This window comes from Streptomyces colonosanans (assembly GCF_001866645.1).
Taxonomy (GTDB): Bacteria; Actinomycetota; Actinomycetes; order Streptomycetales; family Streptomycetaceae; genus Streptomyces; species Streptomyces colonosanans.
In genome coordinates this window covers 12,672-38,989 of sequence record NZ_MLYP01000067.1, presented here as the reverse complement: position 1 = coordinate 38,989, position 26,318 = coordinate 12,672, and the positions used below count along the sequence as shown (strand labels likewise).

The 26,318-nt window shown below is 71.8% G+C and carries 22 protein-coding genes and 1 riboswitch; of the genes, 15 read left to right on the top strand and 7 right to left on the bottom strand.

Annotated elements, in window-relative coordinates; translation table 11 throughout:
* Nucleotides 1–25: 25 nt before the first annotated feature.
* The 3 genes from BIV24_RS25040 (at nucleotide 26) to BIV24_RS25030 (ending at nucleotide 3,457) form a co-directional block, all read left to right on the top strand.
* The gene (locus BIV24_RS25040; RefSeq protein ID WP_071368694.1) at nucleotides 26–817 is read left to right on the top strand and encodes an SURF1 family cytochrome oxidase biogenesis protein; all 792 of its coding nucleotides are present in this window, start codon (nucleotides 26–28) and stop codon (nucleotides 815–817) included.
* Nucleotides 818–902: 85 nt separating this feature from the next.
* Nucleotides 903–2,696, top strand: a complete 1,794-nt coding sequence (locus BIV24_RS25035; RefSeq protein ID WP_079168509.1) for a glycoside hydrolase family 15 protein — start codon at nucleotides 903–905, stop codon at nucleotides 2,694–2,696.
* Nucleotides 2,697–2,701: 5 nt separating this feature from the next.
* Complete coding sequence (locus BIV24_RS25030) at nucleotides 2,702–3,457, top strand: SDR family oxidoreductase (RefSeq protein WP_071368693.1); 756 nt, start codon at nucleotides 2,702–2,704, stop codon at nucleotides 3,455–3,457.
* Nucleotides 3,458–3,529: 72 nt separating this feature from the next.
* On the opposite strand, the gene BIV24_RS25025 is transcribed toward BIV24_RS25030, so the two are convergent.
* From BIV24_RS25025 to BIV24_RS25015, 3 genes are all read right to left on the bottom strand, one after another.
* A complete protein-coding gene (locus BIV24_RS25025; RefSeq protein WP_071368716.1) occupies nucleotides 3,530–4,321 on the bottom strand; it encodes an enoyl-CoA hydratase/isomerase family protein in 792 nt (263 codons plus the stop codon).
* Between the two features lie 130 nt (nucleotides 4,322–4,451).
* Nucleotides 4,452–4,673, bottom strand: coding sequence for a helix-turn-helix domain-containing protein (locus BIV24_RS25020; RefSeq protein ID WP_071368692.1), 222 nt, complete (start codon nucleotides 4,671–4,673; stop codon nucleotides 4,452–4,454).
* Between the two features lie 365 nt (nucleotides 4,674–5,038).
* Nucleotides 5,039–6,637, bottom strand: a complete 1,599-nt coding sequence (locus BIV24_RS25015; protein WP_071368691.1) for an ABC-F family ATP-binding cassette domain-containing protein — start codon at nucleotides 6,635–6,637, stop codon at nucleotides 5,039–5,041.
* 293 nt (nucleotides 6,638–6,930) lie between these two features.
* Here BIV24_RS25015 and BIV24_RS25010 point away from each other — a divergent pair, with 293 nt between their 5' ends.
* Nucleotides 6,931–7,347 carry a VOC family protein gene (locus tag BIV24_RS25010; protein ID WP_071368690.1) on the top strand — a complete coding sequence of 139 codons (417 nt, stop codon included), beginning with the start codon at nucleotides 6,931–6,933 and terminating at the stop codon, nucleotides 7,345–7,347.
* Between the two features lie 7 nt (nucleotides 7,348–7,354).
* Here BIV24_RS25010 and BIV24_RS25005 read toward each other — a convergent pair whose 3' ends face one another.
* From BIV24_RS25005 to BIV24_RS24995, 3 genes are all read right to left on the bottom strand, one after another.
* Nucleotides 7,355–8,800, bottom strand: coding sequence for a hypothetical protein (locus tag BIV24_RS25005; RefSeq protein ID WP_177198812.1), 1,446 nt, complete (start codon nucleotides 8,798–8,800; stop codon nucleotides 7,355–7,357).
* A gap of 212 nt (nucleotides 8,801–9,012) precedes the next feature.
* Nucleotides 9,013–10,140: an alpha/beta hydrolase gene (locus tag BIV24_RS25000; protein WP_071368688.1), complete on the bottom strand. Its 1,128-nt coding sequence runs from the start codon at nucleotides 10,138–10,140 to the stop codon at nucleotides 9,013–9,015.
* 42 nt (nucleotides 10,141–10,182) lie between these two features.
* The gene (locus BIV24_RS24995; protein ID WP_071368687.1) at nucleotides 10,183–10,902 is read right to left on the bottom strand and encodes a class II aldolase/adducin family protein; all 720 of its coding nucleotides are present in this window, start codon (nucleotides 10,900–10,902) and stop codon (nucleotides 10,183–10,185) included.
* A gap of 319 nt (nucleotides 10,903–11,221) precedes the next feature.
* On the opposite strand from BIV24_RS24995, the gene BIV24_RS24990 reads away from it, so the two are divergent.
* The 4 genes from BIV24_RS24990 (at nucleotide 11,222) to BIV24_RS24975 (ending at nucleotide 14,433) form a co-directional block, all read left to right on the top strand.
* Entirely contained in the window at nucleotides 11,222–12,493 is a 1,272-nt protein-coding gene (locus tag BIV24_RS24990; RefSeq protein ID WP_071368686.1) for an inorganic phosphate transporter, read from the top strand.
* A gap of 12 nt (nucleotides 12,494–12,505) precedes the next feature.
* Nucleotides 12,506–12,721 (top strand): hypothetical protein, encoded by a 216-nt coding sequence (locus tag BIV24_RS24985; protein WP_071368685.1) that lies wholly within the window; start codon nucleotides 12,506–12,508, stop codon nucleotides 12,719–12,721.
* A 306-nt stretch (nucleotides 12,722–13,027) separates the two neighbouring features.
* A complete protein-coding gene (locus BIV24_RS24980) occupies nucleotides 13,028–13,885 on the top strand; it encodes a helix-turn-helix domain-containing protein (protein ID WP_071368684.1) in 858 nt (285 codons plus the stop codon).
* A 35-nt stretch (nucleotides 13,886–13,920) separates the two neighbouring features.
* Complete coding sequence (locus tag BIV24_RS24975) at nucleotides 13,921–14,433, top strand: hypothetical protein (protein ID WP_071368683.1); 513 nt, start codon at nucleotides 13,921–13,923, stop codon at nucleotides 14,431–14,433.
* A gap of 268 nt (nucleotides 14,434–14,701) precedes the next feature.
* Here BIV24_RS24975 and BIV24_RS24970 read toward each other — a convergent pair whose 3' ends face one another.
* Nucleotides 14,702–14,911 (bottom strand): DUF397 domain-containing protein, encoded by a 210-nt coding sequence (locus BIV24_RS24970; protein WP_071368682.1) that lies wholly within the window; start codon nucleotides 14,909–14,911, stop codon nucleotides 14,702–14,704.
* Between the two features lie 305 nt (nucleotides 14,912–15,216).
* Nucleotides 15,217–15,355, top strand: a riboswitch (cobalamin riboswitch).
* Nucleotides 15,356–15,456: 101 nt separating this feature from the next.
* Between BIV24_RS24970 and BIV24_RS24965 the strand changes: the two genes are divergently transcribed.
* Genes BIV24_RS24965 through cobI form a run of 7 tightly spaced genes read left to right on the top strand, consistent with a single transcriptional unit; the run spans nucleotide 15,457 to nucleotide 26,304 of the window.
* Complete coding sequence (locus tag BIV24_RS24965) at nucleotides 15,457–16,413, top strand: cobalamin biosynthesis protein (protein ID WP_071368681.1); 957 nt, start codon at nucleotides 15,457–15,459, stop codon at nucleotides 16,411–16,413.
* Nucleotides 16,410–17,981 (top strand): cobyric acid synthase, encoded by a 1,572-nt coding sequence (locus tag BIV24_RS24960; protein ID WP_071368680.1) that lies wholly within the window; start codon nucleotides 16,410–16,412, stop codon nucleotides 17,979–17,981. The genes BIV24_RS24965 and BIV24_RS24960 overlap by 4 nt, the downstream gene beginning before the upstream one ends.
* Entirely contained in the window at nucleotides 17,978–21,631 is a 3,654-nt protein-coding gene (gene cobN, locus BIV24_RS24955; protein ID WP_071368679.1) for a cobaltochelatase subunit CobN, read from the top strand. The genes BIV24_RS24960 and cobN overlap by 4 nt, the downstream gene beginning before the upstream one ends.
* Nucleotides 21,628–23,616, top strand: coding sequence for a putative cobaltochelatase (locus BIV24_RS24950; RefSeq protein ID WP_071368678.1), 1,989 nt, complete (start codon nucleotides 21,628–21,630; stop codon nucleotides 23,614–23,616). Before cobN ends, BIV24_RS24950 begins: the two co-directional genes overlap by 4 nt.
* Nucleotides 23,616–24,215 carry a cob(I)yrinic acid a,c-diamide adenosyltransferase gene (gene cobO / locus BIV24_RS24945; RefSeq protein ID WP_071368677.1) on the top strand — a complete coding sequence of 200 codons (600 nt, stop codon included), beginning with the start codon at nucleotides 23,616–23,618 and terminating at the stop codon, nucleotides 24,213–24,215. Before BIV24_RS24950 ends, cobO begins: the two co-directional genes overlap by 1 nt.
* A gap of 14 nt (nucleotides 24,216–24,229) precedes the next feature.
* Nucleotides 24,230–25,558, top strand: a complete 1,329-nt coding sequence (locus BIV24_RS24940) for a cobyrinic acid a,c-diamide synthase CobB (RefSeq protein WP_177198814.1) — start codon at nucleotides 24,230–24,232, stop codon at nucleotides 25,556–25,558.
* Complete coding sequence (gene cobI, locus BIV24_RS24935) at nucleotides 25,555–26,304, top strand: precorrin-2 C(20)-methyltransferase (protein ID WP_071368715.1); 750 nt, start codon at nucleotides 25,555–25,557, stop codon at nucleotides 26,302–26,304. Before BIV24_RS24940 ends, cobI begins: the two co-directional genes overlap by 4 nt.
* Nucleotides 26,305–26,318 lie beyond the last annotated feature (14 nt).

Sequence of the window (26,318 nt, the reverse complement as noted above, 5' to 3'; positions counted from 1 at the left end):
GACGCATGCGAGGTACGGTCAGTGGGTGTACCGCTTCCTGTTGTCCCGGCAGTGGGTGATCCTCACCCTCGTGATGCTGGCGCTCATCCCGACGATGATCGAGCTGGGTTTCTGGCAGCTGCACCGTCACGAGCACAAGGTCGCGCTCAACAAGGTGATCGGCGACTCACTGGCCGCGAAGCCGGTGCCCGCCGAGACGCTCACCTCACCCGGTGCCACCGTCAGGCATGTCGACCTGTACCGGCGGGTGACCGCGAAGGGCCACTTCGACACGGCTCACGAGGTCGTGGTGCGCCGCCGTACGAACACCAATGGCGACATCGGCTACCACGTCCTGACCCCGTTCGTGCTCGACGACGGCAAGGTGCTCCTGGTCAACCGGGGCTGGATCCCGGCGGACCTCGCGCAGACCGTGTACCCGAAGGTCCCGGCGCCCGAGAGCGGTGAGATCACGGTCACCGGGCGGCTCATGCCCGACGAGACGACCGCCGAGAGCGGCATCAAGGACGTCCAGGGGCTGCCGGACCGCCAGATCATGCTGATCAGCAGCGGACAGCAGGCCAAGGGTCTGGGCAAGCAGGTCCTCGCCGGCTATATCGAACTCGTCTCCCCCGCCCCCAAGGGTGACTCCCCGGAGCTGATCGCTGCCCCGGAGCACAATGACATCGGCCCCCACATGGCGTACGCGATCCAGTGGTGGCTGTTCTCCGCCGCCGTCCCGGTCGGCTGGTTCATCCTGGCCCGCCGCGAGGCACGGGACCGCGCGCTGGCCGCGGCCCGGGAGAACGCCCCGGAGACGGAACCGGCGCCGGCGTAGCTGCGCGAACCCGCCCACCGGACACACGTCACCCGCCCGGCCCCACTCCAGATTGCCCCCTCGCCCCGCCGGGAACCCGGAAACCGTGCAGCGTTCCACCCGGACCATCGAGGACTACGCCCTCATCGGCGACCAGCAGACCGCCGCCCTGGTCAGCCGAACCGGCTCGGTCGACTGGCTCTGCCTCCCCCGCTTCGACTCCGCGGCCTGCTTCGCCGCCCTGCTCGGCGACGAGAACCACGGCCACTGGCACGTCGCCCCCCGGCACGGCGGCACCTGCACCCGCCGCGCCTACCGCCCCGACACCCTCGTCCTCGACTCCGAGTGGGACACCCCGGGCGGCTCGGTCCGCCTGACCGACTTCATGCCCCAGCGCGACCGCGCGCCCGACGTCGTACGCATCATCGAAGGCCTGGACGGCAAGGTCACCATGCGCAGCACACTCCGGTTGCGCTTCGACTACGGCTCGATCGTGCCGTGGATGCGCCGGACCAACGGCCATCGCGTGGCCATCGCGGGCCCGGACTCGGTGTGGCTGCGCAGCCAGCCCCCGGTGCACACCTGGGGCAAGGACTTCGCCACCTACTCCGAGTTCACGGTCGAGGCAGGGGAGAAGGTCGCCCTCGTCCTCACCTGGCACCCCTCGCACAAGCCGCGTCCTCGCCTCATCGACCCTTTCGACGCACTGGAGTCCAGCGTCGCGGACTGGCGTGCCTGGGCGGCGCAGTGCCGTTACCACGGGCCGCACCGGGAAGCGGTGGTCCGCTCCCTGATCACCCTCAAGGCCCTCACCTACGCACCGACCGGCGGCATCGTCGCCGCCCCCACGACCTCGCTGCCGGAGACGCCGGGCGGGGTCCGCAACTGGGACTACCGCTACAGCTGGCTGCGCGACTCCACCCTCACCCTGCAGGCACTGCTGTCCGTCGGCTACCACGAGGAGGCCGAGGCATGGCGCGACTGGCTGCTGCGCGCGGTCGCGGGTGATCCGGCGGACCTGCAGATCATGTACGGCCTGTCGGGCGAACGGCGGCTGCCCGAGTACGAACTGCCCTGGCTGCCCGGCTTCCAGGGCTCGGCACCGGTCCGGATCGGCAACGCGGCGGTGAACCAGCTGCAGCTGGACGTGTACGGCGAGGTCATCGACTCGCTGACGCTGGCGCGGAGTGCGGGCATGCCGATCAGACCGCACATGTGGCGGGTCCAGGTCGCGCTGATGGAGTTCCTGCGGTCGGTCTGGAAGCAGCCGGACGAGGGAATGTGGGAGGTGCGCGGCGGGCGGCGCCACTTCGTGTACTCGAAGGTGATGGCTTGGGTGGCCGCCGACCGCGCCGCCCGCGCCCTGGAGGGCTACCCCGGACTCGAAGGCGATCTCGAGGGCTGGCGGGTGATGCGCGACGAGGTGCACCGGGAGGTGTGCGAGCGCGGCTACGACCCCGAGCGGAACACGTTCACGCAGTACTACGGCTCGCGCGCGCTCGACGCCTCGCTGCTGCTGATCCCCCGCGTCGGCTTCCTGCCGCCGGACGATCCGCGCGTCATCGGTACCGTCGAAGCGGTGCGCGCGGAGCTCGCCCCTGACGGTTTCATGCGCCGCTACAGCACGGAGAACACCAACGTGGATCCGCTGCCCGGGCGGGAGGGCACCTTCGTGGTCTGCTCGTTCTGGCTCGCGGACGCCCTGCACTTCATCGGCCGCAGCAACGAGGCCCGCGAGCTGTTCGAACGCCTGGTGGGGATCTGCAACGACGTCGGTCTGCTCGCCGAGGAGTACGACCCGGCCACCGGCCGTCTGCTCGGCAACTTCCCGCAGGCCTTCAGCCATCTCGGCCTGGTGGGGACCGCCCTCGCCCTGTTCGGAGGCGAGGGGGCAGGATAGGGGCCATGGATCTTGGGCTGAAGGACCGTGTCTACGTCGTCACCGGCGCCACTCGCGGGCTGGGCAACGCCGCCGCGCGAGAACTCGTGGCCGACGGGGCGAAGGTGGTCGTCACCGGCCGCGACGAGAAGCGGGCCGCGGAGGCGGCGGCCGGGCTGGGCACGAACGCGGTGGGCGTGGCGGTCGACAACGCCGATCCCGGGGCGCCCGCCCGGCTGATCGCCGCCGCCCGCGAGAGCTTCGGCGGCTTCGACGGCATTCTGATCAGCGTCGGTGGTCCGCCGGCCGGCCAGGTCGCCGACAACACGGACGAGCAGTGGACGACCGCGTTCGAGTCGGTGTTCCTGGGCGCGGTCCGACTGGCCCGCGCGGCCGCCGAGGAGTTGACCGAGGGCGGCGTCATCGGCTTCGTCCTGTCCAGCTCGGTGTATGAGCCGATCCCGGGCCTGACCATCTCCAACGGTCTGCGCCCCGGACTCGCGGGCTTCGCCAAGTCCATCGCGGACGAGCTGGGCCCGCGCGGCATCCGCGTGGTGGGTCTGCTCCCGGGCCGCATCGACACGGACCGGGTGCGCGAGCTGGACGGGGGCTCCCCCGACCCCGAGGCGAGGCGCGCGGCCTTCGAGGCCGCCGTCCCGCTGCGCCGCTACGGCGCCCCGGAGGAGTTCGGCCGCACCGCCGCGTTCCTGCTCTCGCCCGCGGCGTCGTATCTGACGGGCATCATGCTGCCGGTGGACGGCGGCGCCCGGCACGGCTTCTAGTCAAGGAGCGACGTCCGGTACTAGTGCCCCCGGCAGGCAGCCTGCCGGGGCCCAGTGACCGCCGCCGGTGTCTCAGTCGCCGACCCCGGCCAGGTCCCGCAGCCGACGGGCCTGCGCGGCCCGCTCCGCGGCGCGCTGTTCCTCGTACGACCGCTCCTGTGCTCCGCGCAGCAGGGCCTTGGTCTCGATCACGGCGTCCCGGGGCGCCGTGAGCAGTGCGGCCGCCAAGTCCCGCACGGTGTCGTCGAGCTGCTCGCGCGGTACGGCGATGTTCGCGAGCCCCGTGCTCACGGCCTCCTCGGACAGGACGGAACGGCCCGTCGCGCAGATCTCCAGCGCGCGGGCGTATCCGACGAGGCTCACCAGCGGATGCGTGCCGGTGAGGTCCGGTACGAGACCGAGGCTGGTCTCGCGCATGGCGAACTGCACATCGTCTGCGACGACGCGCAGATCACAGGCGAGGGCGAGCTGGAACCCCGCACCGATCGCATGCCCCTGCACGGCGGCAATGGACACGATGTCATTGCGCCGCCACCAGGTGAACGCCTCCTGGTACTCGGCGATGGTCGCGTCCAGTTCGGCGTCGCTGCTGCGTGCGATATCGATGAAGGTCGGTTCGCCTTCGATGCCGTCCGGCGTGAACATCTGCCGGTCGAGTCCGGCCGAGAAGGACTTGCCCTCGGCGCGCATCACGACCACACGCACGGAGCCGGGCAGCGCACCCCCGGCCTGAGCCAGCGCCCGCCAGAGAGCCGGGCTCTGGATGTTGCGCTTGGCCGGATTGGTCAGCGTCACCGTGGCGATCGCCTCGTCGACGGTGAGCCGTACGCCGTCCTTGTCGAGTACCGGGTCGAGCGAAGCCATGGCGCCTCCGATGGGTGCGGTCAGGAGAGGATGCCGGACGACGACATCCACAAGTGACTGCACAGTAACCACCCAGCCGGTCACCCGACCGACCGGGTGGCCACCACCGAAGCCGATGGCCCGCCCGGCGTCAGGCCTGCGTGGCCTTCTTGCCCCGCGTCGCCCCGCCACGCCCTCGGAGCGTGACACCCGACTCGCTGAGCATCCGGTGGACGAAGCCATACGAGCGGCCGGTCTCTTCGGCCAGCGCCCGGATGCTCGCACCGGAGTCGTACTTCTTCTTCAGGTCTGCCGCGAGCTTGTCGCGCGCGGCGCCGGTCACCCGGCTGCCCTTCTTCAGAGTCTCGGCCACCCGTGCCTCCTCATGGGAAGTGCGCTTTGGTCCCCTCATGATCACCCCTCGGGGGCCTGATGGCCACCCATTCGGCAAGGTCCGTGCGACACGGATGTGACGACAGGAGCGCGTCCCCACGAATGGAATCTGGGATTCCACCCGATGTCATCCGTACACCCGAACGGGTTTATCCGGGAAGGACCAGGTCAGCGGCGCGCACCGGCCGAGCCTCGGAACGGAGGGCATCGGCCGGTGTTTCCGTGTACGACACACCCGGTACGAGGAGATCTCACACATATGACGGATCACGGATCGGCCGAATGATCCATGCGCAGTGGATCAATCATGCGGTCGAGTCGCACCGACCGACCCGGTCCGGGGGCTCAGGCGAGGGCCACCAGGTCCGCGTAGTCGGCGCCCCACAGGTCCTCGACGCCGTCGGGCAGCAGGATGATCCGCTCCGGCTGGAGCGCCTCCACCGCGCCCTCGTCGTGCGTGACGAGGACGACCGCGCCCTTGTAGGTGCGCAGCGCGCCGAGGATCTCCTCACGGCTGGCCGGGTCGAGGTTGTTGGTCGGCTCGTCCAGGAGCAGCACGTTCGCGGACGAGACCACGAGGGTGGCGAGGGCGAGGCGGGTCTTCTCGCCGCCGGAGAGCACACCGGCCGGCTTGTCGACGTCGTCGCCGGAGAACAGGAACGAGCCGAGCACCTTGCGGACCTCGACCAGGTCCATGTCCGGGGCGGCGGAGCGCATGTTCTCCAGGACCGTGCGGTCCGGGTCGAGGGTTTCGTGCTCCTGCGCGTAGTAGCCGAGCTTCAGGCCGTGGCCCGGGACGACTGCGCCCGTGTCCGGCTGCTCGACGCCCCCGAGCAGCCGCAGCAGGGTGGTCTTTCCGGCACCGTTGAGGCCGAGGATGACGACCCTGGACCCCTTGTCGATGGCCAGGTCGACATCGGTGAAGATCTCCAGGGAGCCGTACGACTTCGACAGGCCCTCGGCCATCAGCGGGGTCCTGCCGCAGGGTGCGGGCTCGGGGAAGCGGAGCTTTGCGACCTTGTCCGACTGACGGACCGCCTCCAGGCCGGAGAGCAGCTTCTCGGCGCGGCGGGCCATGTTCTGCGCGGCGACCGTCTTGGTGGCCTTGGCGCGCATCTTGTCGGCCTGGGCGTTGAGCGCGGCGGCCTTCTTCTCGGCGTTGGCGCGCTCACGCTTGCGCCGCTTCTCGTCGGCCTCGCGCTGCTGCTGGTAGAGCTTCCAGCCCATGTTGTAGACGTCGATCATGGACCGGTTGGCGTCCAGGTAGAACACCTTGTTGACGACCGTCTCGACCAGGTCGACATCGTGCGAGATGACGATGAAGCCGCCGCGGTAGGTCTTCAGGTAGTCGCGCAGCCAGATGATCGAGTCGGCGTCGAGGTGGTTGGTCGGCTCGTCGAGCAGCAGGGTGTCCGCGTCGGAGAACAGGATCCGGGCCAGCTCGATACGCCGGCGCTGACCGCCGGAGAGCGTGTGGAGCGGCTGGCCGAGCACACGGTCGGGCAGGTTGAGGGCGGCGGCGATGGTGGCGGCCTCGGCCTCGGCCGCGTACCCGCCCTTGGTGAGGAACTCGGTCTCCTGGCGCTCGTACTGCTTGAGGGCCTTCTCGCGGGTGGTGCCCTTGCCGGTGGCGATGCGCTGTTCGTTCTCGCGCATCCTGCGGATCAGGACGTCGAGGCCGCGCGCGGAGAGGACGCGGTCGCGGGCGAGCACGTCCAGGTCGCCGGTGCGCGGGTCCTGCGGGAGGTAGCCGACCTCGCCGGAGCGGGCGACGGTACCCGCGGCGGGGATGCCCTCGCCGGCGAGGACCTTGGTGAGCGTGGTCTTGCCCGCGCCGTTACGGCCGACCAGGCCGATGCGGTCGCCCTTGGCGATGCGGAAGGTGGCGTTCTCGATGAGGATGCGGGCACCGGCGCGCAGCTCGATACCGGAGGCGGAGATCACGGACAGACTCCAGGGACTGGGCCCCCTGCTCGAGCGGCATCGCGAGCCTGGGGGAAGGTGGCGGGATGGGCGGCTGAGGACGTTCCCGCCGTCTAATGCGCGAGGAGAATGGCCATGGGGCCAGTCTAACGGGGCCGTGCAAGCGCATTTCCTCCGTGCGGGCGTCCGGCGCTGTGATGCTCGCCCCGCCGTCCATGGCGGGGGCGATCGCGGGACCGCCCGTTGTCGGTGCCCGGTGCGAGACTGAGCCGCAGGCCGTACTACCGGGCTGGACACCGGAGGGACTGATCGGCATGGCGGGCATGGGCAGCAGGCGTCCGAGCATCTACCCGACGCTGCTGTATTCCGACGCGAGCGCGGCGATCAAGCAGCTCACGGAGGCCTTCGGCTTCACGGAGCTGTCGGTGTACGAGGACGAGGACGGCTCGGTGCTCCACGCCGAGCTGGCGCAGGGCAGCGGAGCGGTGATGCTCGGCTCGAAGGGCCGGGGCGGCCCCTTCGACGAGGCGATGAGGAATGCGGGCCCGTGCGGGGTGTACGTCGTCGTGGACGACGCCGACGCACACCACCGGCGGGCCGTGGAGCACGGCGCGGAGATCCTGATGCCGCCGACGGACCAGGAGTACGGATCTCGGGACTACATGGCCCGGGACGTAGAGGGCAACATCTGGAGTTTCGGCACCTACTCCCCAGAGACGCCGACTCTCTGACGATGCCTCAGCCTTCTCCGGTGTGGACCTGGAACGCGGCGCGGCGCACGGCCTTGGCCAGCGCCGGATCCGGGTGGGCGGCCGCGAGCGCGACCAGCACCTGCACGGTGCGCGGATGCCCGACCGCGCGCACCTCGTCGAGGAGGGCGGGCACGGTGGGCTGCACCGCGGACTCCAGGTGCCGCACGAGGAGCGGGGCCTCACCGTGGTCGGCGACGGCCGCGGCGGTGTCGACCCACAGCCAGGTGACCTCCTGCCGGGTGAGCACCTCGTGGGCGTCCTCCGGGTCGGTGCCGTCGTGCTCGGCGAGCCAGAGCAGGGCGTAGGGGCGCAGCGGCGTCTCGTCGGCGACGGCGCGCACATCGGGCTCGGCGGGGGCGCCGACCACGCGGAGCGCCTCGAAGGCCAGGCCGCGCAGGAGGGCGTCCTCACCGCGGGCGGCCTCCAGAAGTTCGGTGACGGCACTGCCGACGGGCCGCGCGGCGAGCCAGGCGCGGTACTCCGCACGGGCCGCGTTCGGACGGAGCTGAGCGCAGCCGCGCAGCATGGCCTCGGCGTTCTGCTCGATGTTCCCCGCGGGGCTCTGCGCGGCGACGCAGATCTGCTCCAGCTTGACCCAGACCGCCCAGCTGCCGAGCGGGGTGAGGGTGGCCTGCCTGTCGGCACAGGTGAGGGCGCCGACGTAGGCGAGCGCGTCCAGGGCCCAGTCGAGGAGGGGGGTCGGCCGGATGTCCTTGGCGCGCCCCTGGTCCGAGGCGTCGACGGATTCGACGCGAGGCGCCTCGTCTTCCTCGGGGTGGTGGGCGACGCGGGGGACGTAGGGGATCTCGCACCGCTCGGTGCGCAGTTCGGTCACCCGCTGTTCGAGGAGGTCGAGAAGCTGCTCGACGGGGACGGGCCCCGCGGACAGTTGCAGGAAGGAGAGCACCTGGGGCATGGCCGAGATGACATCGGCGACGGCGGAGTGCTCGCACGCCTCGGGCTCGGGGTAGGCGAGCGACCAGGCGTCGAAGAGAGCGACCCAGCCGCGCAGCACGGCGGAGTCGTCGCGGTTCCAGGCGCGCAGCCGCCAGCCGGGGCGGGCGCTGTCGCCGTGCACCTCGACGAGGCCGGCCAGGCGCGCGGTGTCCCAGTCGGCGCGGACCTGGGCGACGCTCAGGCCGAGGTCGGCGGCGGCCCGTTCAGCGGTGGTGTCGGAGAGGGTGCCCTTGCCGTCCGGAGCGGCGCCCTCGCGCCCCGGACGGAGCGCGGCATCGGCCCAGTAGGCGACACGGGCCGCGTCGGCCAGGCGGACCCGGGCCATCCTGGCGAGTTCCGCGCGAGCGGGAGTGCCCTCGGGCGGCCGGGGGGCAGGGCGGCGTGAGCGGCGTTCGGTCACCGCTCGGGGGGCGGCGGCCAGGGGCCGCGGGCTGACGAGTCGGAGCCTGGAGTCGCGCGGGGTACGGGACGTCACGGGTGCAGTCTTCCGGTTGACGGTCCGAAAACCCAAACGGAAGGTCACGTCGGGCGAAGGAGGCGGCCAACGCACGGCGCCGGAGAGGGGTGCGACGCGGGAAAGGGGCTAAGCGGAAGAGGGCGCGCTGGGGCACTCGGCCGGGTTTCCGGGAGCGTGGGACGGTTGGGACAGCCCCTGAGCTCATCCGGGCCCTCCGCCAAAGGCGGCGGTCACATCAGCGGGGTCAGGAAGCGGCGCATGGCCTCTTCGTAGGCCTCGGGGTCCGGGTTCCACATGGCGCCGTGCGGAGCGTTCGGCACCGTGTTCAGGGTGACCAGGTCGGCGCGGCGCTGCGCGAGGCGACGCGAGGGACCCCAGGGGGCGATGGTGTCGTCGGGCCCGTGGAAGATCAGGACCGGTATCTGGAGGCGGTCCGGGTCCGCGACCGTCTGGATGCGGTCGCGGTACAGACCTGTGCGGCCCTGGGCGGCGCGGACCGCCAGCGGCAGCAGCGCGCCGGGGGTGTGCCGGGCCGAGGCGAGGGCGCGCAGCGTGGCCTCCCAGCTGAGCACGGGCGAGTCCAGGATGAGCCCGGCGATCTGCTCGCGCAGCGCGGAGTGCGCGGCGGTGTGCAGCGCCATGGTGGCGCCGGTGGACCAGCCGTGCAGGACGACGCGCTCGGCGCCCTGGCGCACGGCGTGGCGGACGGCGGCGTCCACATCACGCCACTCGGTCTCGCCGAGGCGGTTCAGGCCGTCCGGGGGACGGGGCGCGCCCAGGTCGCCGCGGTAGGCGAGGTCGAGGACCGGGAAGTGGTAGCGGCTGAGGAACTCCATGACGTTCATGGGATGTTCCCGGGTGGTGCCGAGCCCGTGCACGGTGATCACCCAGGTCTCGCGGGCGCCGGGCACGAGCCAGGCGGGCAGGGAACCGAGTTCGCCGGGCACCTCGATGTCGGAGTGGTCGAGGCCGAGAGCGGTGCCCGGATCACCGACGTACAGGTTGGGGGTGAGCCAGGCCTTGTCGCCGGGTTCGAGGGTGCCGTGGGTGACGCGTTCCAGGCGGCGTACGACGGTGTCTGCGGAGTGGGGTGCGGTGCTCAGCACCGGGCCGACGACCGCGTGGGAGCCGTCGCCGGACAGGCCGTAGGTCCCGGGGCGCAGGGAGGCCAGATCGCGGGTGAGCGTGACCTGGCCGGCGGCCAGCGAGTGCACGGTGAGGCGGGGTTCGCTGGGCAGCGGGCGGCCCGGTGGCGTCTTGAGCGCGGCGTCGCTGGCGTAGCGGCCCGCGACGACACCGGCCGCGCCGACGGCGATGGCTGCGGTGACGGCTGCGGCCACCGCTTTGACAGTACCCACCCCTTCAGTCTCCCGGCGGACCGCGCGCCCGGCCACCGGAACCTACCGCTGCCCGTAGCCCCGCAGCCGCTCGCCCGCCTCCGCCACCTGCTCGGGTGAGAGCAGCGCGGGCGACAGCCCCGGCACCGACGACGCCGTCAGCCATACGCGGCACATCCACTCCAGCTGGGCCGTGCGGTCGTAGGCCTCGGCGAGCGAGGCCCCGTAGGCGATCGTGCCGTGGTTCTGGAGGAGGCAGGCGGTGCGGCCGGTCAGCGCACGGAGCATGTTCTCGGCCAGCTCCGGTGTGCCGTAGGTCGCGTACGGGGCGACCCGGACCGCTCCGCCGAGCGCACCGGCCATGTAGTGGATCAGCGGTAGCTCCCGTACGAGTGTGGAGACCGCCGTCGCGTGCACGGCATGCGTGTGGACGACGGCGCGGGCTCCGGTCGTGCGGTAGACCGCGAGGTGCATCGGCAGTTCGCTCGTCGGGCGCAGGGAGCCGAGCACCTGCCGGCCGTCGAGACCGACTCCGACGGCGTCATCCGGTGTCAGCCGCTCGTAGGGCACACCCGTGGGCGTGACCAGTACGGTGTCGCCGACGCGTACGGAGACGTTGCCGGACGTGCCGACGACCAGCCCGTCGGACACGGTGCGGCGGGCCGTCGCGACCAGCTCGTCCCACGCCGAGGCCGGCGCGTCCGCCGGTACCGGTCCGCCCCGCCCTCGTCCGCCCTGGGCGTCCTCCCGCACGTCCCGCGCCCCGCGTCGCTGCTCGGTCATGCCGTGATCCTGCCAGGCGGTGTTCCGGTACCGGCGGTGATCAGGGCGGACCGCGGCTGAGTGCAGGGTGACCAATGTCTCTTCAGGCGTGGCTGAAGGGGGTGTGCGAGGCACGGGCCGGACTGCCCGGGAAGGTTCTCGAAGACCTCCGGAGGCCGAAATTCCGCCTTCGTCCGAGACGGCGGGCATCGCTGTCCCATCACAAGCGGAACGGCGGCACTCCTTTGGATACACCTCGAGGCATGCCTCAGTTCACCTTCCGTTCACCCAGGTTGCCTAGGGTCCACAAGCCACTGACCTCCCACAGAAGCCTGGGTAAATGGAACACATCACGCTCCTCCTCGGAATCGTGATCGTCACCGCTCTCGTGTTCGATTTCACGAACGGTTTCCACGACACAGCCAACGCGATGGCGACGACCATCTCGACCGGCGCCCTGAGGCCCAAGACGGCGGTGGCGATGTCCGCCACGCTGAACCTCGTGGGCGCCTTCCTCTCCGTGGAGGTCGCCAAGACGATCTCCGGCGGCATCATCAACGAGCAGGGCATCCGCGTCGAAGTGATCTTCGCGGCCCTCGTCGGCGCCATCCTGTGGAACCTGCTGACCTGGCTCCTCGGGCTTCCCTCCAGTTCCTCCCACGCCCTCTTCGGCGGCCTGATCGGCGCCGCGGTCGCCTCGGCCGGCTGGTCCGCGGTGAACGGTTCGACCGTCGTCACCAAGGTCCTGATCCCCGCGGTCGCCGCGCCGATCGTGGCGGGGCTCGCCTCGATGCTGGCGACGCGCCTGTCGTACGCCGTCTCCAGCCACACCGACGAGAAGGCGGCCTCGAAGGGCTACCGCGCCGGGCAGATCGCCTCCGCAGGCCTGGTCTCCCTGGCGCACGGCACGAACGACGCCCAGAAGACGATGGGCATCATCACGCTGGCACTGGTCACCGGCGGCGTCCTCGCCCCCGGTTCGAACCCTCCCACCTGGGTCATCGTCTCGGCCGGCATGGCCATCGCACTCGGCACCTACCTGGGTGGCTGGCGCATCATCCACACCCTGGGCAAGGGCCTGACGGACCTGGCGCCGCAGCAGGGCTTCGCCGCCCAGACCAGCGCCGCGACCGCGATCCTCGCCTCCTCGCACATCGGCTTCTCGCTCTCCACCACCCAGGTCTGCTCCGGTGCCGTCCTGGGCGCGGGCATGGGCCGCAAGGGCGGCGTGGTCCGCTGGTCCACCGCGACCCGGATGTTCGCCGCCTGGGGTCTGACGCTTCCGGCCGCCGGCCTGGTCGGCGCGGGCGCCGAACTCCTCACCCGGCAGGGCACCTGGGGCACGGTCGTCACCGGTGTCCTGCTGATCGCCGGCTCCACCGTCATCTGGGCCCTGTCCCGCCGCAAGCCGGTCACGAGCGACAACATCCACGAGATCGAGCCGGAGTCCGCGGGCGTCGTCACGGCGGCGGTCGCCGCGGTGACCCCGCCGCCGGCGGGCCCGGTCGCGACGGCCGACGCCCCGGTGGACGCCACCGCCGATCTGAAGACCACGATCCCGTCCCCCGACGCCGGAACCTCCGCGGAACCGAACCGCGCCGCGACGGTTTAAGGAATCACCACCATGAAAATCGACTGGGCAGCACTCGGCTCCGTCTTCGGCGTCAGCCTCGTGGTCACCGTGGCCCTGGTGGGCCTGTTCACCCTGGGCGTCGTGGGCCTCACCAAGAAGGAATCGGCCGAGGGCGGCACGGCCGCTCTGGCGGTCACCGGCGCCTACGCCTGCTTCGCCGCGTGCGCGGCCGCGGTGGCGTACGGGATCTATCTGATCGTCGCCTGAGACTGCGCGGGCGGCTCGGCAGCCGCCCCGGACACTCACACGAGCCCCCGTGGTGAAAATTCACCACGGGGGCTCGTTTATGTATGGCTTATTTCGTGCAAATACGCCCACATAGGCTCATTTATGGATTTGCCTTTTACGGCACAGTTTTTCTACGGTCTACATCGCACGCGACCACGTCGAAGAGACATGTGTCAGACAGCAGAGGTCTGGCCGCTCTCGCCCAACTCACCTACTCTAGTGGGTGAGTTCTAGTCGACGTCGGCCGCCCGACCAGTCCGACGACGACGAGTGGCAGGGAGCGACATGGCCAGGGACATCGATCCGAGCCTCAACCGACGCAGGCTCCGCATCGAGTTGCGCAAGGCGCGCGAGGAAGCCGGTCTCACACAACGGGAGGCCGCCGACGCGCTGGAATGGTCCCTGTCCAAACTCATCCGACTGGAGGCCGGGACGGTCAGCCTCAGCGTCACGGACCTGCGCGCACTGCTCCAGCTGTACCGCGTCACGGAACCCGGCATGGTGGCCGAGCTGGAGGAGGCCGCCCGCGGCTCCAAGGGGCTGTCCTGGTGGGCGCCGTACAGCGACATGGTGCGTCCGCAGTTCGCTCAGTACCTCGGCTACGAGAGCGCCGCGACCTCGATCCGCACCTACCACCCGACCCTGGTCCCCGCGCTGTTCCAGACGGAGGACTACACGATGGCCCTGCTGGCGCCGCACTCGGCTCCTCAGCAGACCCGCAGGTCGGCGGAGCTGCGCACCACCCGGCAGGAACGGGTCTACGACGGCGAGCAGGGGCCGGAGGTGCACCTGGTGCTCGACGAGGCGGCGATCCGCCGGGTCATGGGCGGCCCCGGTGTGATGCGCCATCAACTGGAGCGCCTCAAGACGCTGTCCCGGCACCCCAGAGTCACCATGCGGCTGCTGCCGTTCACGGCGGGCGCCCACTACAGCGTGGCCAATTCGTTCGTCCTGCTCGGCTTCAAGGACGACGACGACCTGCTCTACCTCGAAGGTCCCACCGGCAGCGTGTCGAACCGTGACGACCTCGCTCTGACGGCGCGCTACCAGGAGTGCTTCGAGGACATCAGCACCAAGGCATACGACGGCGACCGGCTCATCGAGCTGATCGACGCGGTCAAGGAGAGTCTGGACAACACCTGACCCGGGAGGCACCGGGCGAACAACGGGGAGGGCCCATGGCGGTCTTCGGGTTCCTTGAGTGGTGCAGGCGGCTGCACGCAGTGCGCTCCGTCACGGCGGGGGACCCTCCCGCCGTCCCCCCACAGGCCGGCGCGGCCGACGACGACGGCCCCGCCTGCCTCGACGACGTCACGCTCAAGGCCTGCGCGATGCAGCGGCGGGAGTGGGCCGAGGCCCTCATCGACGTCGAGAACGCCCGGGTCAGCGGCGAGATCCGGCTGCTGTCGGTCCGCCTGCTGCTGGGCACGGCATGCGGCAGCGTCCTGCTGTTCAGCATCGCCGTGTCCGCCCGGGTGGCGCCCAGCCTCCAGGTGGGCGCCCTGACCCCCCTGACCACCACGGTGCTGGGAGCGCTCGGCGCGGCCGTCGTCACCGCCCTCGCGGCCGGTCTCGGCAGAGCGGTGCGCGGCCGCTCGGGAGCACCGCGCACCCCCGAGGTCAGTGGCTGTGCGGGTCCCGTGGACGAGCCGCCGCCGCAGCCCGGTCCAGAACGCGGAGGCGTTCCGTGACCGGGGTGAGGCCCCACCACAGGCCTGCGCAGGCGGCGGCCACCAGCGTCACCACCAGCCAGACCAGAGCCCGCGCCGAGGATCCGGGAACGAGCAGCGCCGCGAGCGCGCCCATACCGACCGCGAGCACTCCCGTCGTCAGGGAGAAAAGTGCGAGCGGAGCCGCCGCCGACAGCGAAACACGCGCCGTGTGTGGACCTCCCGCACGTGCCGGGACTTCTCTGGCCCTGTCCCCCATATGGGTCCCTCCCGTCCTCTGGACGGATCTTCAGAAACGGTCCGCAGCCGGGTTCTCAAGTGCAGCCAGCAAACCACACCACGCGGTACGGCGAAAGACGAGCACTGGGCCTTCGCGCCGTTTCGAGTCACGCACCCGCACACGCGCCCCCTCGTCGACGACTTCGACGCAGGCATCGTTGTCGTTCGGCGAGTAGCTGCTCTTGACCCACACCCGTTCCGACGGCTCCCTGCCGATCACACCGACCTCCTTCTGCCCAAGAGTCAGCGCACCGACACGGCGTCCTGCCCGCGACGCTCCCGAGAGCCGTGTCCCACCGCTGCCACAGGCAACAGGGACCGGCCGCATCGGGTTCGTCTCCCCGCCACGCATCGCCCCAAACCGCTCGTCGGCGCCCGCCCCGTTCGTACTGCCGTTCCCTCAAGTCTTCCCAGCTTCTGCTCCGGGAAAGAGCACAGAAACCGTCGATTCGGGGTACTGACCGGGTTTTCCGCGGTGTGGGGCTCAGCACACCGCACCGTCGCAGCTCAAGAGCCAGTTGACGGCTGTTCGGGGCACGTGGTGGACTGCCGGAGCCATTACGGCGGTAGGAGAGGAAGCCGGTGCGAATCCGGCGCGGTCCCGCCACTGTCACCGGGGAAGAACATCCCGGGAGCCAGGAACTCTCACCGCCGGTCTCGTCGAACCAGGGCGTGGACACCCTGAGTGAGGACACATCGCCATGCGCGGCTGCCGTTCAAGGTTGAGTACCCGACTCCTGCCGGACCCCTCGGCCGGCTGACCCGATGGGTGCCGATCGCGTCTTCGCGTACGGCGCCGCCGCCGGCCTTCTCGGTGACCTCCTGCTCGGCGATCCACGCCGCGGGCATCCGGTCGCCATGTTCGGGCTGGCCACGAGCGCCGTGGAGCGGGCGTTGTGGCGCGACCACCGGGGGTGGGGCGCGCTGCACACCGCTGTGTGCGCCGGTGGCGCCGTTGCCCTGGGGGCCGTCGCCGCTCGCTGCGTACGTCCCTCCCCCGCCGCGTCCCTCGCCCTGACCGCCGCCGCCACCTGGGCCGTCGTCGGGGGTACGTCGCTCGCACGGGAGGCCCGGGCCATCGGGCGCGCCCTCGAGGCGGGGGACCTCGAGGCCGCCCGCGCGCGGCTGCCGCATCTGTGCGGGCGGGATCCGCAGGCGCTCGACGCCGACGGGATCGCGCGGGCGGCTGTCGAGTCCGTCGCCGAGAACACCTCCGACGCCGTGGTGGGCGCCTTGGTGTGGGGGGCGGTCGCCGGCGTCCCCGGGCTGCTCGGCTTCCGGGCCGTGAACACCCTCGACGCCATGGTCGGGCACAGGTCGCCCCGGTACCGGCGCTTCGGGTGGGCCTCGGCTCGGCTCGACGACGTCGCCGGGTGGCCGGGGGCGCGCCTGACCGCCGTCCTGGCGGCGGCGGCAGGCCCGGATCCGCGCGGGGCCGTACGCGCCTGGCGTGCCGATGCCGCGGCGCATCCGAGCCCCAACGCCGGGCCCGTGGAGGCCTCCTTCGCGGGGGCCCTCGGGGTGCGGCTGGGCGGAACGCTCTCGTACGGGGGGCGGGTGGAACATCGGCCGGTACTGAACGGCCGGGGCCGGGCCGTCGGCGTGCACGACGTCGAACGCGCCGTACGTCTGTCCCGGCGGGTGAGCGGGCTCGCGCTCGGGGTCACGGTCGCCGGGCGGTTCCTCGCCCGAAGGGTTCTCACCAAGGGACGGTCCTCATGAGCGGCGGGCTGCTGGTCGCCGGTACCACCTCCGACGCGGGCAAGAGCGTCGTCACCGCCGGGATCTGCCGCTGGCTGGTGCGGCAGGGGGTCAAGGTCGCGCCGTTCAAGGCGCAGAACATGTCCCTCAACTCCTTCGTCACGCGCGAGGGCGCGGAGATCGGGCGGGCGCAGGCCATGCAGGCTCAGGCGTGCCGTATCGAGCCGACCGCGCTCATGAACCCCGTGCTGCTCAAGCCCGGCAGCGACCGCAGCAGTCAGGTCGTGCTCATGGGCAAGCCGGTGGGCGAGTTGAGCGCGCGCGGCTACCACGGCGGGCGGCAGGAGGCACTCCTGGGCACCGTGCTGGAGTGCCTCGCCTCGTTGCGCAGCTCGTATGACGCGGTGATCTGCGAGGGGGCCGGCAGTCCCGCCGAGATCAATCTGCGGCGGACCGACATCGTGAACATGGGGATCGCCCGCAACGCCCGGCTTCCCGTCCTCGTCGTCGGCGACATCGACCGCGGCGGTGTCTTCGCCTCCTTCTTCGGCACCGTCGCCCTGCTGTCGCGCGAGGACCAGGAACTGGTCGCCGGGTTCCTGGTCAACAAGTTCCGCGGGGACGTCACCCTGCTGGAGCCCGGCCTCGACATGCTGCACGGCCTCACCGGGCGGCGTACCTACGGCGTGCTTCCCTTCCGGCACGGGCTCGGGATCGACGAGGAGGACGGGATGGGGGTCCCCCCTGCTCGTGGGGGTACCCCCGCTCGAGCGAAGTCGAGAGTGGGGGAGGAGTCGAGAGCGTCCCTGCAGGAGGCCGTCCGGGAGTCGGAGGTGACCGCGCCCGCCGGCGAGGACGTGCTGCGCGTCGCCGTCTGCGCGATCCCCCTCATGTCCAACTTCACCGATGTGGACGCCCTTGCCGCCGAACCGGGCGTCGTCGTGCGGTTCGTGGACCGGCCCGAGGAACTGGCCGACGCCGACCTCGTGATCATTCCGGGGACCCGGGGGACCGTCAGGGCCCTGGAGTGGCTGCGCGAGCGCGGGCTCGCGAAGGCCGTCGTCCGCAGGGCCGTCGACGGCCGGCCGGTCCTCGGCATCTGCGGTGGCTTCCAGATCCTCGGCGAGCGCATCGAGGACGAGGTCGAGAGCCGCCACGGGGTCGTGGACGGGCTCGGGATCCTGCCCGTGCGGGTGCGGTTCGCGCACGAGAAGACCCTCGCCCGGCCCGTCGGCGAGGCGCTCGGCGAACCCGTCGAGGGATACGAGATCCACCACGGGGTCGCCGACGTCGTAGGCGGTGAACCCTTCTTGGACGGCTGCCGGGTCGGCTCGGTCTGGGGCACGCACTGGCACGGCTCGCTGGAGTCGGACGGTTTCCGCCGGGCGTTCCTGCGCGAGGTGGCGGCCGCCGCGGGCCGTCGCTTCGTACCGGCCGCCGGCACGTCGTTCGCCGCGCTGCGCGAGGAACAGCTCGACCGGCTCGGCGACCTGATCGAACAGCACGCGGACACGGACGCGCTGTGGCGGCTCATCGAGTCGGGCGCGCCCCGTGGACTGCCTTTCCTTCCTCCGGGAGTACCCGCATGAGCACCGTGTTGTTGCTGTCGACCGCCGACACCGATCTGCTGGCGGCCCGTGCCTCCGGCGCGCCCTACCGGATCGGGAACCCGATGCGGGTGGATGTCGGTGAAGAGCTTGCGGATCTCGTCGAGGGCGCGGACATCGCCGTCGTACGGCTGCTGGGCGGGAAGCGCGCCTGGGAGGACGGGCTCGCCCGGCTCCGGGCGTCCGGCATCCCGACCGTGCTGCTCGGCGGCGAATCCGTCCCCGACGCCGAGCTGATGGCCGAGTCGTCCGTGCCCGCGGGTGTGGTGGCCGAGGCGCTGCGCTACCTCGTCGAGGGCGGCCCGGCCAACCTCGCGGAGCTGGCCCGGTTCCTGTCCGACACCGTGCTGCTGACCGGCGAAGGGTTCGACCCGCCGCGGAAGATGCCCGAGTACGGCGTCCACGGCGAGCGTGCGCAGGTCGAGGGCCGTCCCACCGTGGGCGTGCTCTTCTACCGGGCCCACGAACTGGGCGGCAACACCGCCTTCGTGGACACGCTGTGCGATGCGATCGAGGCGAAGGGTGCCAACGCCCTTCCGGTGTACTGCGGTTCGCTGCGCGGCGCCGAGCCCGGACTGTACGAACTCCTCGGCCGGGCCGACGCCCTCGTCGCCACCGTGCTCGCCGCCGGCGGCACGCACGCCGCGCAGTCGTCGGCGGGCGGAACCGAGGAGTCCTGGGACGTGGGAGCTCTGGCTGAACTCGACATCCCCGTTCTCCAGGGTCTTTGCCTCACCTCGTCGCGCGCCGCGTGGGAGGAGTCCGACGCCGCTCTCTCCCCCATGGACGCGGCGATGCAGGTCGCGATCCCCGAGTTCGACGGGCGGCTGATCACCGTGCCGTTCTCGTTCAAGGAGCAGGGCCCCGACGATGTGCCGGTGTACGTCGCCGACCCCGAGCGGGCGGCACGGGTCGCCGGAATCGCCGTACGGCACGCCCGGTTGAAGCACACGGCGAACGCGGAGAAACGGATCGCGCTCGTCTTCACCGCCTACCCGACGAAGCACTCACGCGTCGGCAACGCGGTCGGCCTGGACACGCCGGCCTCGGCGGTACGGGTGCTGGACGCGCTGCGGGACGCGGGGTACTCGCCGACCGAGTACCCCTCGCACGGCGACGAGTTGATCCACCGCCTCATCGAGGCCGGTGGGCACGACGTCGAGTGGCTGACGGAGGAACAGCTGGCCACCGCACCCGCGCGCGTGCCGCTCGCCGACTACCGGGCGTGGTTCGACCGGCTGGACCCGCGGCTGCGGGATGCGATGGTCGAGGCGTGGGGCGAGCCGCCGGGCTCGCTGTATGTCGACGGCGACGAGATCGTGCTGGCGTCACTGCAGTTCGGGAACGTCGTCGTGATGATCCAGCCGCCGCGCGGCTTCGGCGAGAACCCGATCGCGATCTACCACGACCCCGACATGCCGCCGTCGCACCACTATCTGGCCGCCTACCGGTGGCTGGAGAACACGTTCCGGGCCGATGCCGTCGTGCACATGGGCAAGCACGGCACGATGGAGTGGCTGCCGGGCAAGGGGCTCGGGCTCGGCCGGGGTTGTGCGCCGGACGCCGTCCTCGGTGACCTCCCCCTGATCTACCCGTTCATCGTCAACGACCCCGGCGAGGGAACCCAGGCCAAGCGGCGCGGCCACGCCACCGTCGTCGACCACCTCGTCCCGCCGATGGCACGCGCCGACACCTACGGCGACCTGGCCAAGCTGGAGCAACTCCTCGACGAGTACGCGCTCGTGTCCGACCTGGACCCGGCGAAGGCTCCCGCCGTACGGGCCCAGATCTGGACGCTCGTCAAGGCCGCCGAACTGCACCACGACCTGCACGTGGACGAGCAGCCGGACGACGACGCGTTCGACGAGTTCGTCATGCACATCGACGGCTACCTGTGCGAGATCAAGGATGTGCAGATCCGGGACGGTCTGCACATCCTGGGCGACGGCCCGGTCGGCGAGCCACGCGTGAACCTCGTGCTCGCCGTGCTGCGCGCCTCGCAGGTGTGGGGTGGGCGGGCAAACGCACTGCCGGGCCTGAGGGCGTCGCTGGCCGCTCATGTCGGGCTGGTGGAGAAGGAGTTGCTGGCCGAGCCAGGTGCGCCGGTGAAAATGCCGGTGGAGCTGACGGATCTGGTGGAGGGTCCGGCTCGTACGGCGTCGGACGCGATCGACCTGCTGGAGCAGGTGTGCCGGCGGCTCGCGGAGGGCATGGAGGAGCGCGGCTGGGACGCCACGGCCGTCCCGACCCTCGTCCGGGAGGTCCTGGGCTTCGAACTCCCCGATGTCATCGACGTGTTGGAGTTCGCGTGCACCGAGGTCGTGCCTCGGCTCGCCCGGACCACCGACGAGATCAGCCACATCCTCAAGGCGCTCGACGGCGGTTACGTCCCCGCGGGCCCCTCCGGCTCTCCCACCCGCGGTCTCGTCAACGTCCTGCCGACCGGACGCAACTTCTACTCCGTCGACCCCAAGGCCATCCCGTCGAAACTGAGTTGGGAGGTCGGTCAGTCGCTCGCCGACTCGCTCGTCCAGAGGTATCTGAGCGACACCGGGGCGTACCCGAGGTCCGTCGGTCTCACCGTCTGGGGCACGTCCGCCATGCGCACCCAGGGCGACGACATCGCCGAGATCCTGGCGCTGCTGGGCTGCCGCCCGGTCTGGGACGACGCCTCACGCCGGGTGACCGGCTTCGAGGTGATCGGGCCAAGGGAGCTGGGCCGGCCCCGTATCGATGTCACCGTCCGCATCTCGGGCTTCTTCCGGGACGCGTTCCCGCACGTCGTCGGCCTGATCGACGACGCGGTACGGGCGGTGGCCGAGCTGGACGAGCCCGCCGAGTCCAACTACGTACGGGCGCATGTGGAGGAGGACACCGCCCGGCATGGCGACCGGCGGCGGGCGACGGCCCGGGTCTTCGGGTCGAAGCCGGGTGCGTACGGTGCCGGGCTGCTGCCGCTGATCGACGCGCGCAACTGGCGGTCGGACGCGGATCTCGCCGAGGTGTACGCGGTCTGGGGCGGCTACGCCTACGGGCGCGGGCTGGACGGGCGGGCGGCGCGCGGGGACATGGAGACGGCGTTCCGGCGCATCGCCGTGGCCGCGAAGAACGTCGACACCAGAGAGCACGACATTCACGACGCGGACGACTACTTCCAGTACCACGGCGGCATGGTCGCCATGGTCCGCCATCTGACGGGGTCCGACCCTGAGGCGTACATCGGCGACTCCGCCGTACCCGACCAGGTGAGGACCCGCACCCTCGGCGAGGAGACCCACCGGGTCTTCCGCGCGCGGGTGGTCAATCCTCGCTGGATGGCGGCCATGCGACGCCACGGCTACAAGGGCGCCTTCGAGATGGCGGCCACCGTCGACTACCTCTTCGGGTACGACGCCACGGCCGGGGTCGTGGACGACTGGATGTACGAGAAGCTCAGCGCGGAGTACGTCTTCGACGCCGAGAACCGGGACTTCATGCGGAAGTCCAATCCGTGGGCGCTGCGCGGCATCACCGAGCGACTGCTGGAGGCCGCCGAGCGCGGCCTGTGGGCCGAGCCCGACGCGGACACGCTGGAGCGGCTGCGTGCCGGCTACCTGGAACTCGAGGGCGACCTGGAGGGCGACGACAAGTGAGTACTCCGTTTCCGTTCACAGCGGTCGTCGGGCAGGACGATCTGCGGCTGGCGCTGCTGCTGAACGCGGTGAGCCCGGCCGTGGGCGGTGTCCTGGTGCGCGGCGAGAAGGGCACCGCGAAGAGCACCGCCGTACGCGCCCTCTCCGCCCTGCTGCCCGAGGTGGACGTGGTCCCCGGGTGCCGTTTCTCCTGCGACCCGGCCGCCCCCGACCCTGGGTGTCCGGACGGGTCGCACGGGGCGGGCGCCGGGACGCTGCGGCCTGCCCGCATGGTCGAACTGCCCGTCGGTGCCTCCGAGGACCGGCTCGTGGGCGCCCTCGACATCGAGCGGGCGCTGGCCGAGGGAGTGAAAGCCTTCGAGCCGGGCCTCTTGGCGCAGGCGCATCGCGGGATCCTCTACGTCGACGAGGTCAACCTCCTGCACGACCACCTGGTCGACCTGCTGCTCGACGCGGCTGCGATGGGCGCCTCGTACGTGGAGCGCGAGGGTGTCTCCGTACGGCATGCGGCGCGCTTCCTGCTCGTCGGCACCATGAACCCCGAAGAGGGCGAGCTGCGGCCGCAGTTGCTCGACCGGTTCGGGCTCACGGTGGAGGTGGCCGCCTCACGCGAACCCGACCGGCGGGTGGAGGTGGTCCGGCGGCGGCTCGCCTACGACGACGACCCCGCCGGTTTCGCGGCGCGCTGGGCCGACGAGGAGGCTGCCCTTCGGGCGCGGATCGTGGCCGCACGTGACCTGCTGCCGTCCGTGCGGCTCGGGAACGGGGCGCTGCGGCAGATCGCGGCGACCTGCGCGGCGTTCGAGGTGGACGGCATGCGCGCCGACATCGTGATGGCGCGTACGGCGACCGCGCTGGCCGCCTGGGCCGGGCGGACCGATGTGCTCGCCGAGGACGTACGGCAGGCCGCGCTGCTCGCGCTGCCGCACCGGCGGCGGCGCAATCCGTTCGACGCGCCGGGGCTCGACGAGGACACGCTCGACGAGGCCCTGGAGCAGTTCGGCGGCTCGGACGAGGACGACCCGGGCCCCGACGGGCCGGGTGGCGGCGGTGGGCGGCCGTCGCCCGACGACGGTCCGCAGGGCGGTGACACCGCGGCGCGGCCCGAGGCCGGGGAGAGCGGGCAGCCGCAGGCCTCCGGCTCCGGGGAGCAGCAGCCCGTGCGGGCATCCGAGCCGTTCCGTACGAAGGTGCTCAGCGTTCCGGGGATCGGTGAGGGTGCCGCCGGGCGGCGTTCGCGTGCCCGGACCGAGCACGGGCGGACCACCGGGGCGCGGCGCCCCCGGGGGGCGCTGACCAGGCTGCATCTGGCGGCGACCGTGCGGGCGGCGGCCCCGCATCAGCGGGCGCGCGGGCGGTCGGGGCCCGGGCTCGTGGTGCGCCGGGACGATCTGCGGCAGGCGACGCGGGAGGGGCGGGAGGGAAACCTCGTGCTGTTCGTGGTCGACGCCTCCGGGTCGATGGCGGCCCGGCAGCGGATGAGTGCCGTGAAGGGTGCCGTGCTGTCGCTGCTGCTGGACGCCTACCAGCGCAGGGACAAGGTGGGGCTGGTGACCTTCCGGGGGTCGGCGGCCGAGGTCGCGCTGCCGCCGACCTCGTCGGTGGACGCCGCGGCGGCCCGGCTGGAGTCGCTGCCGACGGGCGGGCGGACGCCGTTGGCCGCCGGGCTGCTCAAGGCCCATGACGTGCTGCGGGTGGAGCGGCTACGGGATCCCGCGCGGCGTCCGCTGGTCGTGGTGGTGACGGACGGGCGGGCCACGGGCGGTCCGGAGCCGGTCACGCTGGCGGGGCGTGCGGCGCGGCTGTTCGCCGCCGAGGGTGTCGCGTCCGTCGTCGTGGACTGCGAGTCGGGACCCGTGCGGCTGGGGCTCGCCGGGCGGCTGGCCGCGGAGCTGGCGGCTACGGCGGTGACGCTCGACGAGCTGCGCGCGGACAGCATCGCGGGCTTGGTGAGGAACGTACAGGGGATCGGGAGGGCCGCGTGATGCCGCAGGGACAGCCGAGTGTCGTACCGGACGACGGGCTGACGACCCGTCAGCGCCGCAATCGTCCGCTCGTCGTCGTGCACACCGGTGTCGGGAAGGGTAAGTCGACCGCGGCCTTCGGGCTCGCGCTGCGTGCCTGGAACCAGGGGTGGCCGATCGGGGTGTTCCAGTTCGTCAAGTCGGCGAAGTGGAAGGTCGGCGAGGAGAACGCGCTGCGGGTGCTGGGGGCGTCCGGGCAGGGCGGGAGCGTCGACTGGCACAAGATGGGCGAGGGCTGGTCGTGGGTGCAGCGCGATGCGCAACTGGACAACGAGGAGAAGGCCCGCGAGGGCTGGGAGCAGGTCAAGCGGGACCTGGCCGCCGAGACCTACAAGCTCTACGTGCTCGACGAGTTCGCGTATCCGATGCACTGGGGGTGGGTCGACACCGATGAGGTCGTCGACGTACTGCGCCACCGGCCCGGCACCCAGCATGTCGTGATCACCGGACGGAACGCGCCGGAGAGGCTCGTCGGCTTCGCCGACCTCGTCACCGACATGTCCAAGGTCAAGCACCCGATGGACGTCGGCCAGAAGGGCCAGAGGGGCATCGAGTGGTGACGTCTGTGCCACGGATGGTCATCGCCGCACCGTCATCGGGCAGCGGCAAGACCACCGTCGCCACGGGGTTGATGGCCGCGTTCGCCGAGCGGGGGATGGCCGTCTCCCCGCACAAGGTCGGACCGGACTACATCGACCCCGGGTACCACGCGCTCGCGACCGGGCGCGCAGGGCGGAACCTCGACGCCTACCTGTGCGGGCCGGAGCTGATCGCGCCGCTGTTCCTGCACGGGGCGCGCGGCTGTGACCTCGCCGTCGTCGAGGGTGTGATGGGAATGTTCGACGGGGCCGCGGGAGAGGGCGAACTGGCGTCCACCGCGCAGGTGGCGAAGCTGCTGCGGGCCCCGGTGGTGCTCGTCGTCGACGCGTCGTCGCAGTCGCGGTCGGTGGCGGCGCTGGTGCATGGCTTCGCGTCCTGGGATCCGGGGGTGCGGATCGGGGGCGTGATCCTGAACAAGGTGGCGTCGGACCGGCACGAAGCGCTGCTCCGCGAGGCCCTGGAGGCGGCCGGGGTGCCGGTGCTCGGCGCGCTGCGGAGGGCCTCGCGCATCGGCACGCCGTCGCGCCATCTCGGCCTGGTGCCGGCCGCCGAGCGGCGGGCGGAGGCGGTGGAGGCCGTCGCCGCGATGGCCGCGCAGGTGCGCGAGGGCTGCGACCTGGAGGCGTTGCTGGGGCTGGCGAAGAGCGCGGGAACGCTGCCGGATGAGCCCTGGGAGCCGCCCGCCGCCGCGACGGGAGCGCGGGAGGTGGTCGCCGTAGCCGGGGGCGCGGCATTCACGTTCTCCTACGCCGAGCACACCGAGCTGCTCACCGCCGCCGGCGCCGACGTCGTCCCCTTCGACCCCCTGCGTGATGAGCAACTTCCCGAAGGTACGCGCGGGTTGGTCATCGGCGGTGGCTTCCCCGAGGTGTACGCCGCGGAGCTGTCCGCCAACGAGCCCCTGCGCAAGGCCGTCGCCGACCTCGCGCTGGGCGGTGCTCCGGTCGCCGCCGAGTGTGCCGGGCTGCTCTATCTCTGCCGTGAGCTGGACGGACAACCGATGTGCGGGGTGCTCGACGCGCGTGCCCGCATGAGTGAACGGCTCACCCTCGGCTACCGGGACGCGGTGGCCGTCGGTGACAACGTCCTCGCCCCGGCCGGGACCCGGATGCGGGGACACGAGTTCCACCGGACCGTCGTCGAACCCGGTGCGGGGGCGGCTCCCGCCTGGGGGGTGCGCGCCCCCGACCGGCGCGTCGAAGGGTTCGTACAACAGGGCGTGCACGCCAGCTACTTGCACACGCACTGGGCCGCCGTGCCCGGTGCCGCCCATCGGTTCGTGGAGAGGTGCCGGACGTCATGAGCAGCAGGCTGATCGGAGTCGGGGTGGGGCCCGGCGACCCCGAGCTGGTGACCGTCAAGGGCGTCAAGGCCCTGCGTGCCGCCGACGCCGTCGTCGTACCCGTCATGGCCGCGTCCGACGGGCGGGACGGCGGGGAGCCCGGGCGCGCGGAGGCGACCGTGCTGCACTACGTGCCCGAAGAGAAGGTGGTGCGCGTCGTGTTCGCGCTCAACGAGCGCAGCGACCGTGCGCGGCGCGAGGCCGCCTGGGACGCGGCCGGGGAGCGCGTGGCCGAGTTGCTGCGACGGCACGCCACCGTCGCCTTCGCCACCCTCGGCGATCCCCATGTGTACTCGACGTTCACCTATCTCGCGCAGACCCTCCGGGACCTCGTGCCGGGGATCGTCGTCGAGACCGTGCCCGGCATCACCGCCATGCAGGACCTCGCCGCACGGTCGGGGGCGGTCCTGACCGAGGGCACCGAGCCGCTCACGCTGGTGCCCGTCACGGCCGGGGCAACCGTGCTCAAGGACGCGCTCGGCGGGCCCGGCACCGTGGTCGCGTACAAGTTCGGGCGGCAGGCGCAGGAGGTCGCCGAGGCGCTACGGGAGACCGGGCGGATCGAGGACGCGGTGTGGGGTTCGGCGCTCGGACTGCCCGAGGAGTCGATCCGGCCGGCCGCCGACCTCGACGGGGGTCCGCTCCCCTACCTGTCCACCCTCATCGCGCCCGCCCGTCGCGACGGCACCCGTGGCGGCAGGCTGTGACCGTCCGGGGACCT